We start from the raw sequence: 12,812 nt of genomic DNA, 5'->3' as shown, positions 1-12,812 counted from the left end.
ATGAGGAAGAAGCGATTGACAGAAGCAATTTTAGCATGCAACAGTCAGGAAGAAAAAGCGTTTATACCATATATAATGGCTGGTGATGGTGGACTCGAAACATTGAAATCAAAAATTCTATTTCTCCAAGGAGAAGGTGCCACCGCTATAGAGTTAGGTATCCCATTTTCAGATCCAGTAGCAGATGGAACAACGATTCAACTAGCAGGAAAACGCGCACTAGCAAATGGAACTACACTTCGCTTAATAATAAAAGAAATCGACCAGTTTTATGAAGAAATTAAAGTACCGCTTGTTCTAATGACTTATTATAATCCTTTACTAAATTACGGATTAGATCAGTTTGCAGTAGATTGTGAGCGTATAGGAATTGGGGGAGTAATCGTACCTGATTTACCTTTAGAGGAAAGTGATATCCTTCGAAAAGCACTTGTAGCGACAGACGTTGCACTTGTTCCCTTAGTTTCGTTAACAAGTCCACCTGATCGAATTGCAAAAATTTTAGCTGTTGCCGAGGGGTTTATTTACGCAGTAACTGTTAATGGTATTACAGGTATACGTGATGGTTTTGATGAATTGTTGAAGCAACATTTAGCAAAATTAAAGGAACAAAGTACCATTCCAGTTCTCGCAGGATTCGGAATTTCCACACCAGAACAAGTGGAAAGTATGGTCGCTGTTTCTGACGGAGTTATCGTTGGTAGTGCAATTGTAGATGCATTTTATCATCAAGATTTAAATACAATTCAAACGCTTATTCAAGCATCTAAAGAAAGTTATTAACTAAAGAAGAGTAGCTATTTCCATTGGGGATAGCTACTCTTTTTATGGAAATACTAAAGTCTCCAAGTTAGAGGGTGAATGCAACAAGAGATAGTCGCATAGACAATACTTTAATACCACTTTCTTTATGCAGTTTCCTTCTTTTCAATATCCTCTACTTTAACAAACTTAAACACGAGGAATAAAAGGACAAGTCCAAGAACACCAACTGTAATATAGCTTACATTGAGGTAATTCTTCATAACGAGTGACATGATAGGAGGACCTGCAGCAACCCCAATAAATCTTGCGGAGCTGTAAAATGAAGTGACAGTTCCTCGCTCTTCTTTTTTTATGTTTCCCGTTATTATTGCATCTAAAACTGGAAGTAATGCGCCAATCGCAATACCCACGATGCTCGTTACAACTAAAAGAAGAACTAGTTTTTCTTTTGTAAAGCCGACAAAAATTACACTGGCGGATGTGACGATCAAACATATAACCATCATTCGTTTTATAATTGGCAAACTTCCTTTAATTTTTCGACCAGTTATAAAAGAAGCAATACAAAGCAGTAAAAGGGGAATGGCTAGAACAAATCCTTTTTTGACTCCTTTTATAGCATGCACTTTTTCAAGGTTTTCGGATAAGAAGAATAACACGCCGAATAGTATTAGCATTGCATATATACCCATTAGGAAAACAGTATATAACCATCTTCCTTCTAACTTAAAGGTTTTCTTAATGTTGCTTAGGAAGTCTTTCAAGTTAGTTGGTTCATCCTTTTCCTTAGGAACTTTTACAAAGAAAAAGATAAGTATAATGGATATTAGACTGAAGATAGAAATGGAGAAGAAAGGTAAAAACCATAGGAGGGCTGCAAAAACGGATCCCAATATCGGGCTTAACACTTTACCGAATGTGTTCGAAGTTTCGATAATTCCTAAACAAGAGCTTGTCTTTTCATCATCACCTTTATACAAATCACCGACAAGTGGCAAAACAATCGGCATCGCACCTGAAGCTCCGACGCCTTGTAAAATTCTCCCGATAATAATCCATGTATATGGATTTTCCATTTTCCAAGAAGCAAAGCCTGCGATTAATCCTCCAATAAGTGCGAGTACTAAACTGGGTAAAATGATTTTTTTTCTACCAAAACGATCGGATAGATAACCAGCAATAGGTATGAGAAGAATCGCAGCAACCGAATAGCTTGTAATAATCATACTGGACTGGAAAGAAGAAATTCCAACCTTTTTCTCTAATATTGGTAGTACAGGTATTAACATGGAATTACCAAGGGTCATGACTAGCGGTATGGAGGCGAGGCTTATGATGCACCAAATACTAACCTTATTTTCAACGTTGTTCGTGTTTTCCATTGGACACCTCATATAAATCATTAGTAAGAGGTATGATTCCCAATCTATGCGTTATTATGCTTCTACCTATTTAAAAGATGGAGTGATATGCTTGAATACCAAAATAAATGCCAAATCCTATCATAGATAATGAAGAAACTAATGAGATAATTTTCAATAATGGACCTGATAATAGCTTCCGAGATGTACTTGAAATAACTGACATAAAAAGATCAACCAATGCTATTCCGAGTAAAATCGTTATACTAAAAACGATAACTTGAATACCCGATGTATTTCCAGATCCTCCAACAAGAATTGACCCATAGATACCTAACCAAAATAAAATGGTCAATGGATTTAATAATGCCATTAATAGACCCGCTATCATGGAGTGTCGCAAACGAATAACTTTTTTATGTTTTGTATTAGTGGATATAGTATGTAAGGTTAAAATATTTTCAATTCCTGTATACATAAGTACAAAAAAGCCGAAAGACCACAAAAATGTTTTCATAAATGGAGAATCTATAAACTGAGCAACGCCAAAGTAGACCATTAGCATATATAATATGTCGGTCACGATAGCGCCCATGCTAAAGAACCAAGCATGGTAAAAACCATTTTTAATTCCTGTATTTAATAATGTTGCTTTGACTGGCCCAATTGGAGCTGCTAAGGAAACACCAAGAAGGAAATAGGTTGCTAATGAATTCATAAAATGGAGCCCTCCGTAAAAATGATTTCTTAGAATCATATTCGACTGGGACGGGAAGTACGACTCAACAAAAGAAATTTTTAATTATTGGAATAAATTGAGAAAGTGGATAGCAAAACTTAATAAATTTAAGTATACTGATGAAATAACTGATGATTCTATTTATTATTGAAAATGAAGGTGATTAATAATGGTTAACGCACTAGATACACATAAATTAGCACACTTTTTGGCAGAAATGAATGTTGAGCCTAAACAACATATTGGATATTGTGGCACTGAGGAAAAAGAAATATTACATACACTTCTTCACGATTTTTCAGATTTGGATTTATCAAAGTCATTTGCATTAGCATACGTCAATGGCGAAATAATAGGGGCATTAGGTTTTGATATCGATATGGAAAGTAAAAGTGCAGAAGTGTGGGGACCGTTCATTAGAGATTGTCAGAATTTTAGTATGCTTGCAAATGATTTGTGGGAAAGGTTACAAGTTCTTGTACCTATAGAAATACATACCTATCGTTTTTTTGTAAATAAACAAAACTCGAATGTGAGGAGCTTTGCGTTAGAAAAGAATGCGATAGAAAAGGGGAGTCACTTTATATTGGAAGCTCTACGACATAGCTTTCATAATCCGAAACATAAAGATATCGTAAAATATAACGATTCCTTTAAAGACGACTTTTTTGAACTACATAAACATACTTTTCCAAATACATATTATAGTGCGGAAGAAATATTAAATCGTATTGATAAGGACAATTTATTACTAATCATGGAAGATTCAAATGAAAAGTTAATAGGGTATTTGTATGTGGAAGCGAATCCGGCTCATAAGGAAGGAACGATTGAATATATCGCCGTTTCTCCATCCTATCGTAAACAAGGGATTGGAAAGACGCTAATAGGAGCAGCACTAAGCCATCTTTTTTCTTATGAAGAGATACTTGAGGTTTCTTTATGTATAGGATCAAGAAACGAAAAAGCTATTCACTTATATAAAGCTGCTGGATTTCAGACGAGACATCAGCTGATTTCTTTGGTAATGGAATAAAAATGAAAACTACCCTTTTCGAGTAGTTCTCTCTTCATAATTTGTTTCATGTTTCGTATCTGCAAGAATTTGATTATTTTCTTTTAATTCCGGATCCATTCCCATCATCATATCATCGAATGGCGTATAGTTGCTGTGAGGTAACCGTTTCTTTTTTATTATCTGATAAACGATACGACCGATAAGTATGATGGAAAGAACTAAGTAAACGATACTTAATACATTCAAAATTTTCACTCCTTTTTTATACTATTCTATTAAGAGAAGGAAAAAACCTTTTAACCTTTATTTAGGAGGAATATTTTACATGCCAACAGAACTAGAACACGCCATAAGTTTGCGGAACGAGGGTAAGAAAAAGGAATCAAATGAATTATTACTAAAATTAGTAAAACGGTCACCTGCTGATGCAAGCATTCAATATCAATGTGCTTGGAGTTACGATGTATTAGGAGAGGAGTTAAAGGCAGTACCTTATTACGAAAAAGCTATTGAATTAGGGCTCTCCCGTGCTGATTTAGAAGGAGCTTTGTTAGGCTTAGGAAGTACGTATAGAACACTTGGTGAATATAAGAAGTCAAAACATGTTTTTTTGAAAGGAATGGAACTTTTCCCAAGCAATAAAGCAATCCAAGTTTTCTATTCAATGACACTCTATAACTTAAAAGAGCATCAAAGTGCTGTGGAGTTATTATTAAAATGCTTGTTAGATACTACTAAAGATGATGAAGTTTTGAATTACAAAAGAGCAATCCTTTTTTATGCTGATAAGCTTAACGACGTTTGGAAATAAGCCTGTTCTTATTCTTTATCTATTGAAAGAATACTCTTTCTAATTTTGAAATAGAATAAATAAGCACTATTATTCTATTATTCGAAAGGGGAAACGAAAGAATGGGTGTCCGATTTCTTCAAATCGCGGTAGTCTATTTTGCCATTGGTGTTATTTTAGGACTCTATATGTCTATGGCACATGATTACGAATTAAAAGGAGTACATGTACACATCAATCTTTTGGGCTGGGCTTCTTTTGCTTTAGCTGGATTTGTGTATCATTTATTTCCAAATACTAGTAAAAATCTCTATGCAAAACTCCATTTCTGGAGTGCTAATATTGGACTTCCACTAATGATGATTGCTCTTTCAGTACTTATTTTAAATGGGTCTGAAGTTGCAACCATTTTTACAGCAATTGGAGGAGTAATAGTTGTATTTAGTGTAATCATGTTCGCAATAAATGTTTTAACGAACGTTCGTTCTGTAAATTAATAAGTTAAAAACTGTCAAAGAGCAACCAAGTGCAAGGTGAAAGCAACAAATTCTACACTATCAGCAACCATTTCCGTGGAAAGAGCAACCAATTTTCTCTAAAAGCAACCATTTCTCCATATAAGAGATAGGGATAATCAGCGCTCCAAAGTTTCTGTGCAATCAAAACACTATGAACACGGGATACTCCAAATACTTTAATCTTTAAAAAGCGGCTCCGTTATTCAATCTACGAGCGGCTTTTTATTATGGAAAATTTTGTTGCGAACTATCTGAAAATAATGTAAAGTAAAAATTCGTTGTTCAAAAACTTCCAATACAGAAAAAAATGAGGAGGAACAGAATGAATAAGTTGGATATACCATTTCTAAATACATGCTCCTATTTTCAATTAATAGAAGAAGGGTTTTCAGACGATGAAAAATGGTGTGTAGACCACACCTATTTACTACGTATTTCACCACATGGAGATATATATAAATTAACAAAACAAGCAGAAATAATAAATAAGGTACATTCAGTGGACAGCCACATCCCTAAAGTTCATGATGTTGGAATATATGGAGATAAGGCATATATGATTTTAGATTATATAAATGGAGAAAATGGGGAAGAAGCTTTACCGCTGAAAAGTGAAAAAGATCAATACAAAATTGGTATTCAAGTAGGTAAAACTCTTAAGAAAATGCATAGTTTTCCTGCTCCAGCTAACTTTCCTTCCTGGGAAGAGACTTGGGGAAATCGACTTGAACTACAAGCTCCCCGTTTTAGTGAAATAGTAGAAAAAAATTCACGCTATCAGAGCATCTTACCTTTTATCCGAAACAATTTACATTTATTGAAAAGTAGACCATGTTGTGTTCAACATTATGATTTTCACCCTGGTAATATATTGGTTCATGGAGATACCTTTACTGGTTTGATAGATATGCAAAAAATTACATACGCGGACCCGATCAATGAGTTTTATAAAATGGAATATTTTAATGTACCAATTAGTAGAAACTATTCCAAAGGGGTTTTCGATGGTTATTATGATAAAAAGTCTATACCGGATTCTTTTTGGGAATTGCATCGTTTGTATGCAGCAATGCATATTGTATTTGCAGAAGTTTGGGGCCATGAAGGTGGTATAAATCAATTGGAAAAGTTTCAAAAGTATACTCGTTTTACAATAGATCAATTTGATGATTTTAAGTTACTTGTTCCGAAATGGTACAACCAATAAGATATGCAGTCGAGGTTTATATCATTACGAGCAAGCATAGAGGATGATTGGATGAGGACTTTAGTATAAGGTAATTTATAGTGAAAATTTTGAGGCTATTTTTAGCATTTATTCTCATAACAGAACATACGTGTGGTATAATGGTATAGTAATAGAATAGGTGACTCAAGGGTGGTCGGCTCACTCTCCTATGGAAGGGGGTGACGCCAATGACAGTATTCGAGGCATTAATGTTTGCTATAGCTTTTGCAACATTAATCGTGTTAATACTTTCATTTAACCAGAAAAGAAAATAACCCATCCTTGAGTTAACGGCTCGTAGGGATGGGTAGTCAAACCATTCAGAAGTCGAAGCCCTTAGAGGGCACCTCTGTTACTCTGACCGAATGATGCTACAACATCTTTCGGTCTTTTTTATTTTATTCATTCTATAAGTTTATTATACGTTTATATCGCTGCTCTGACAACAAATTTGAATCAAATTTATTCGTGAATAGTCTTATCTATAATAACAATTCTACGTCTTAGGGCTGATATAAAACACTCCTAGAGACCATATGAATGTTTTGTCTGTACAGTATAATAAGATATAAGAAATAGTTCAATCAAATGGGGGATTAAGTAGATGGGGATTAAAAAAATTGCTATTATATCATTATTTGTTTTATTAGTAGGAGCAGCAATTAGTATTTTTTTAAACTTAAAGGACGCGTTGATAAATAAATCAGATGAGATTATAGTGGAAAATAATTCTTTCACAAACATTCATATCTTGAGTGATAATGCTTTAGTAGAAGTTATACCGACGAAAAACGAAACAACAAAAGTAATGTTTTCGGGAAAAATGAAAAAAAAGTCCCGATACAATTTTCATGCAGATGTAAAAGGGGATACACTAGAAGTTGAGTTAAAAGAAAAAAGATGGAGCTTTATTCAATTTGGTTTAACTTCACATGACATTAAACTAACTGTATATGTACCAAAGCAAGAATACAGTAAACTTATGACAAAGATAGATAACGGACGTATAGTTGCTGAAAATTTGAATGTCAAAAACGTTGATTTAGAAACAGATAACGGTTCTATTGAATTAAAGAATATTAATTCAGTTTCTGTTCTTACTAAAACGGATAACGGACAAATTCTAATGGATAATGTAGAAGGCAAGTTAAAAGCGAAAACGGATAATGGACGCATTGTATTAATTACAAATAATTTGGAAAGATCCATTGATTTTAAAACTGATAATGGTCTAATCGAAATACAAACCGATAAAGAACCTTCTAATGCGACTTTTCAAGCAAAAGTGGATGTAGGTAAAATTGATATTTTTGGGCATTCGAATACACAAACGATATTTGGAGATGGATTAAACTTGATCAATTTACAATTAGACAACGGTAAAATAATTGTAAAGAAATCTTAACAGGAAATTATTCTTTAAAAGATTATAGAAAAGAAGTGTGTGTTTCTTCATGTAAATAGTTTATTAATAGAGTGTCTATTATGTTAAACTGTGAATTATGGGTGCTCACGGGAGTAAAAAACTCGTTCCTTACAAGGGACGAGTTTTTTGTCTGAAAAATTTTATATCTAATTAGAGGAATATGGGGGTCATTATGAAAAATTTAATTGTTGTTGTTGGGTCACTTATTATTGCATTTGGGTTTAATTTGTTTTTAGTTCCTCAAGGAATACTTAGTGGAGGAATTAGTGGAATTGCAATCTTACTTGGAATTATTACTCCTTTTGATACCGGATTACTGAACTTTGTACTTAATTTACCACTACTTGTATTAGGGTACTTTAAACTTGGTAAAAAGATTACAATTAGTACACTTCTTTGTGTATTTTCATTATCTGTTTTTTTATATGTGCTCCCTGTTGTTGCTGTTACTGATAATATGTTACTATCAACAATTTTCGGTGGCATTATTAGTGGAATGGGAGTTGGGATAATTTTGAAGTACGCGGGTACTTCCGGTGGTTTGGATATTATTGCAATTATCATTTCACGTACTAGTAATATGAGTGTTGGCCTGCTACTAACTGGAATGAATGGCATCATAGTACTTATATCAGGAGCTGTTTTCTCTTGGGAAATATCGTTATATACACTTTTATCTATTTATTTGACAGGTAAGATGATTGATACGATTTACACAAATCATGAAAAACTGACAATGCAGATTGTAACTACTAAGGGTGATTTAATACGCAATGAATTAGTACAGTCCATTTATCGAGGGTTAACTATTACAGATGGTTTTGGTGGCTATACGGGAGAAAAGAAACAAATATTAATGATGGTCGTTACACGATATGAAACGATGCAAATTAAACAAATTGTTCGCAAACATGATAAAAGTGCATTTATAAATATTTTTGAAACAATAGAAGTCGATGGTAATTTTGCGAGAAATTAATGAATTGCGCGATAATATTTTGAAGACTTTAAATTGTAAAGGCAGGTAAAATAGATGAAATATCCTCGTGATTTTGAAATGAAGATTGTTGGGGCTTTTGGTGAAGAAGGAAAAGAATGGCTAGGTACATTAGAAACATTGGTGGATACATACTTGAAAAAATGGAACCTTCACTCAGAAGGTGCAGTAGAAAATTTATCATATAATTATGTTTTAAAAGTAATAGACGAAAGCGGAAAAAGAGCAATCTTAAAACTAGGAATTGCTAATTACGATTTTGGAAACGAGATACGAACAATCCAAACGTACAATGGAAGTGGGTGTGCCAAATTAATAAAAGCGGATTCTGAAAATGGTGTTATGCTATTAGAGCATTTACAGCCTGGTACGATGCTTACCGAATTAGAAGAACTTCTTGCTGTAAAAAAATATTCTTATGTTTGGACTACTCTCCGAAGAAAAGTGGAAAAAGATGCTAATCATCCGTCTATAGCGGATTGGATGCAAGCATTCGATCGTTATCTAGAAAAATATCATACGAATGAAGGTCCCATCTCCAAACATTTTGTATTTCTTGCAAAAACTTATTTTAATGAAATAGCTAGTTCCTCAGACAATAACGATTTGTTGCATGGCGATTTACATCATGAGAATATATTGTACTCAAATAATTACGGATGGCTTGCAATTGATCCAAAGGGAGTAAAAGGTGACACGTACTTTGACTTTATTTCATTTCTAACAAATCAATTGTTTAATAAACCAGATCCAAGACAATTATTAGAACAGAGAGTTTTTTTGCTCTGTGAAGAAATGCAATTAAATAAAGAAAGACTTTTAAAATCGGCCGTAGCGATGTCCACATTATATGCTTGTTGGGGAATAGAAGACAGTGATCCTGAATGGGAAAACTCTTTTAAATGCGCACAGTGGTTTGAGGAATTTATGAGATTTATTTAACCTTGTATTTTTACCCGAAACCATAATTTTCATCAGATAACAAGGGTATTGAAAGGACTGGCAAATCAATGAATTTCATCGAACTTTATCATTTGACTGATTACGACAATGTTTTAATAGTCGATGCAAACGGTATTACCATTTTTTATGATTTAGCGGATTTGAATATTTTACAGCAATTAGGGTTAAAGCCCGAAGAGTTTTTAAGAAAGCACATAACGTCTTTTTATAAAGACCTATCTATAGAAAATAGCACTTTGATGAATGTGTTAAAAACTGGAGAATCATTATGGAATACAGAACAAAAATTAACGTCCACAAATGGATTTAGCTATATATCGAAAAGTTCCTCCTTTCCCATTAAAAAAGGAGACACAATAATTGGGGCTATAGAGTTCTCAAAACATTTTTATCAAAAAGAAGATATTCAAAAGCTTGAACAATTTGCTGAAAATAAAATATATAGAAAAAATAATACTTTTTACACGATAGATAACTTTATTTCAGAAAGTAACTGCATGCAAGAAGTGAAGAATAAGATTCAAAAAGTTTCTAACACAGACTCTACTGTATTAATTTATGGAGAAACTGGAACAGGAAAAGAAATTGTAGCCCAAGCTATTCATAACTTGAGTAAACGGTTCATCCAACCATTTGTTTCTATTAATTGTGCAGAGATTCAAACTGATTTTATTGAGCATATTCTGTTTGGAACTGAAAAGGATAGTGTAACTGCTACACCAGATATTATTGGTTTATTTGAACAAGCTAATGGAGGAACAATTTTTTTAGACGAAGTAAATGCATTGGATTTAAAGATCTAGGCAAAGTTATTGAAAGTTATTGAAGATAAGATTATTCGTCGAATGGGTAGTACATATGATGTTCATTTAAATATTCGTGTTATAGCTGCTATGAATGCGGATCCTGATAGGTTAGTTGCTAATAAGGTATTACGTGAGGATTTATATTATCGTTTAGGTGTTTTTCGTATCGATTTGCCTTTATTGTCAGAGAGAAAAGAGGATATCGAAGGGCTAACGAAATATTTCATACAGTTTTATAATCGCCATATGCATATTAAAATGGAAAGAATGGACGAAGATGTATTATTCTTATTCAAACAATACAATTGGCCAGGTAACGTGCGCGAACTGAAAAATGCGATTGAAACAGCATATAACAATGCAAATTCAAAAATTATTACTATGAATGATATTCCTACCAAAATAAAAAATTCTTTAACTAACCCGATTGGAATTAATCAGACGGAAAGCAGCATGAATCTAAAAGATAAAGTCGAAGAATATGAAAAGAGTTTAATTGTTGGGGAACTAAGAAACACGGGTGGTAAACTGGCTGAGTCAGCAAGAAGATTGGGAATTTCAAAACAGTTATTAAAATATAAGATGGAAAAATACGAGTTAAGGTAAAAAGTTTTTACAAAGGGGGTGAAATATTTACCTCCTTTTTTTATTACTCATAATTATATATTATAAAAAATAACTATTAGAAAATTAGAACTTGGGGGTCAATTAAACAGCCTTATAGTTTTTTACTTTACTTCGCACATCTCTTCCTACGAAAAGGAACCGCTGAAGATGTGATGAACGTTTTCTTGTAGTTTTGTAAGGGTTTTCAATGGGGTTATATTTGAAAGAGGGGAATTTTATGAGTAAAACAGTACAACATAGTTTAATAGTAGGATTTGCATTATTTGCTATATTTTTCGGGGCAGGAAATTTAATATTTCCGCCATCTATAGGGAATGTATCAGGTACTGAATGGATAGTAGCTTTAGTTGGTTTTTGTGTAACAGGAATCGTTTTACCACTATTGTCAGTTATTGCGATTATAAATGTTGGTGGAAAATTTGAAGATTTAACTAGACCAATCAGTCCTTGGTTTTATAAAGTGTTTAACTTGTTATTAATGGTTGGAATCGGAATGTTTGTAACAATTCCAAGGATGTCTGCAACTACCCATGAATTAGGAGTTCATCAACTTTTTCCTAGTGTTCCATCCATTGTTACAATTATTGTATTCTTTGCAATTTGCTTTTACTTTGCAATGGATAAATCAAATGTAATTGATAAAATAGGAAAAATACTTACACCTTTGCTAGTAGTTATCCTGTTATTTATCGTTGGTAAAGGTATTTTTGACCCAATTGGTGCTCCAGTTGTAACAAATATTAAAAATTCATTTTCTAATGCTTTTATTAGTGCTTACCAAACAGGAGATGTAGTGACAGGAATATTTTGTGCGCCAATATTTATAGCAGCGATCGCTGGCTTTGGTTATAAAGGAAAATCTGCTCGGAAAATGGCGTTAACAGGTACACTTATAGCAGGTATAGGATTACTGATTGTATATGGTGGTTTGTTATTTATTGGAGCATCAGGAAGTGGGTTTGCACCAAAAGGTATTGAAGATACTGCTTTAGTATCTCTATTAATTGATCGTTCGCTTGGAAGTATTGGTGGGGTAGCTCTTGCAGTTGCAATTGCCTTAGCATGTCTGACCTCTGCAATTGGAGTTATTGCTGTTATCGGAGAATTCTTGAATGATTTGACCAAAAATAAACTAAATTATCGAGTTTGGGTTGGGATTATTTGTGTTGTCGGGATTGTTATAGGTTCAGCAGGAGTTGGAGCAATTGTTACGTATGCCATGCCAATCTTCCTAGCATTGTACCCTGTAGCTATTGTATTAGTATTACTTGGTGTTTTTGCTAAGTTTATTCCGAATGCTGGTTCTTATCAAGGAGCTATTTTGTTAACTTTCATCGTTAGCTTTTTAGAAACCGTTGGATCCTTATTAAAGACACCAGTTTTAACAAACATAATTGCAAAGTTACCACTTGCTTCAGATGGATTTAGTTGGTTAGTACCAGCAATCGTAGGATTTATTGTTGGGACACTAGTTTATAAGCTAAAAGGTCATAATGAAGTTACTTTGAAGCAAGTTAAGGCTGAATAATCTACAAATTTAAGAGAAGGTTTCTTGCAAACTTTATTGTTCTAGA

13 protein-coding genes and 1 pseudogene are annotated in these 12,812 nt (G+C 33.4%); 11 read left to right on the top strand and 3 right to left on the bottom strand.

Translation table 11 applies throughout. The annotated features are described in order from the left end of the window. Window positions 1–783: a tryptophan synthase subunit alpha gene (gene trpA, locus ACTSKG_RS03905; protein ID WP_464756838.1), complete on the top strand. Its 783-nt coding sequence runs from the start codon at window positions 1–3 to the stop codon at window positions 781–783. Between the two features lie 125 nt (window positions 784–908). Here trpA and ACTSKG_RS03900 read toward each other — a convergent pair whose 3' ends face one another. Beyond that, on the bottom strand, window positions 909–2,147 hold the full coding sequence (locus ACTSKG_RS03900) for an MFS transporter (RefSeq protein WP_464756837.1): 1,239 nt from the start codon (window positions 2,145–2,147) through the stop codon (window positions 909–911). A 70-nt stretch (window positions 2,148–2,217) separates the two neighbouring features. Beyond that, window positions 2,218–2,844 (bottom strand): LysE family transporter, encoded by a 627-nt coding sequence (locus ACTSKG_RS03895; RefSeq protein WP_464756835.1) that lies wholly within the window; start codon window positions 2,842–2,844, stop codon window positions 2,218–2,220. A gap of 190 nt (window positions 2,845–3,034) precedes the next feature. Here ACTSKG_RS03895 and ACTSKG_RS03890 point away from each other — a divergent pair, with 190 nt between their 5' ends. Next, on the top strand, window positions 3,035–3,901 hold the full coding sequence (locus ACTSKG_RS03890; RefSeq protein ID WP_464756834.1) for a GNAT family N-acetyltransferase: 867 nt from the start codon (window positions 3,035–3,037) through the stop codon (window positions 3,899–3,901). Between the two features lie 9 nt (window positions 3,902–3,910). On the opposite strand, the gene ACTSKG_RS03885 is transcribed toward ACTSKG_RS03890, so the two are convergent. Continuing rightward, window positions 3,911–4,129: a hypothetical protein gene (locus ACTSKG_RS03885; RefSeq protein ID WP_464756833.1), complete on the bottom strand. Its 219-nt coding sequence runs from the start codon at window positions 4,127–4,129 to the stop codon at window positions 3,911–3,913. A 79-nt stretch (window positions 4,130–4,208) separates the two neighbouring features. Here ACTSKG_RS03885 and ACTSKG_RS03880 point away from each other — a divergent pair, with 79 nt between their 5' ends. The 9 genes and pseudogenes from ACTSKG_RS03880 (at window position 4,209) to brnQ (ending at window position 12,766) form a co-directional block, all read left to right on the top strand. After that, complete coding sequence (locus ACTSKG_RS03880) at window positions 4,209–4,694, top strand: tetratricopeptide repeat protein (protein WP_464756832.1); 486 nt, start codon at window positions 4,209–4,211, stop codon at window positions 4,692–4,694. A gap of 101 nt (window positions 4,695–4,795) precedes the next feature. Further along, window positions 4,796–5,170, top strand: coding sequence for a cytochrome-c oxidase (locus tag ACTSKG_RS03875; protein WP_464756831.1), 375 nt, complete (start codon window positions 4,796–4,798; stop codon window positions 5,168–5,170). A 343-nt stretch (window positions 5,171–5,513) separates the two neighbouring features. After that, complete coding sequence (locus tag ACTSKG_RS03870) at window positions 5,514–6,398, top strand: aminoglycoside phosphotransferase family protein (protein WP_464756830.1); 885 nt, start codon at window positions 5,514–5,516, stop codon at window positions 6,396–6,398. 625 nt (window positions 6,399–7,023) lie between these two features. Beyond that, window positions 7,024–7,824: a DUF4097 family beta strand repeat-containing protein gene (locus ACTSKG_RS03865; protein WP_464756829.1), complete on the top strand. Its 801-nt coding sequence runs from the start codon at window positions 7,024–7,026 to the stop codon at window positions 7,822–7,824. A 193-nt stretch (window positions 7,825–8,017) separates the two neighbouring features. Continuing rightward, window positions 8,018–8,824 (top strand): YitT family protein, encoded by an 807-nt coding sequence (locus ACTSKG_RS03860; RefSeq protein WP_464756828.1) that lies wholly within the window; start codon window positions 8,018–8,020, stop codon window positions 8,822–8,824. A gap of 54 nt (window positions 8,825–8,878) precedes the next feature. After that, window positions 8,879–9,784, top strand: a complete 906-nt coding sequence (locus tag ACTSKG_RS03855; protein WP_464756827.1) for an aminoglycoside phosphotransferase family protein — start codon at window positions 8,879–8,881, stop codon at window positions 9,782–9,784. Window positions 9,785–9,852: 68 nt separating this feature from the next. After that, window positions 9,853–11,013 (top strand): annotated as a pseudogene (locus ACTSKG_RS03850) (sigma-54 interaction domain-containing protein); the annotation flags it as partial. Next, window positions 10,993–11,217 carry a helix-turn-helix domain-containing protein gene (locus tag ACTSKG_RS03845; protein WP_464757961.1) on the top strand — a complete coding sequence of 75 codons (225 nt, stop codon included), beginning with the start codon at window positions 10,993–10,995 and terminating at the stop codon, window positions 11,215–11,217. The pseudogene ACTSKG_RS03850 and the gene ACTSKG_RS03845, both read left to right, overlap by 21 nt. A gap of 238 nt (window positions 11,218–11,455) precedes the next feature. Then, the gene (gene brnQ / locus ACTSKG_RS03840; protein ID WP_464756826.1) at window positions 11,456–12,766 is read left to right on the top strand and encodes a branched-chain amino acid transport system II carrier protein; all 1,311 of its coding nucleotides are present in this window, start codon (window positions 11,456–11,458) and stop codon (window positions 12,764–12,766) included. The last annotated feature ends 46 nt before the right edge of the window (window positions 12,767–12,812 follow it).

It is taken from the genome of Psychrobacillus syltrankelensis (genome assembly GCF_055454035.1).
Note: the sequence above shows the minus strand (reverse complement) of the source record. Positions and strands in the feature narration are given on the sequence as shown.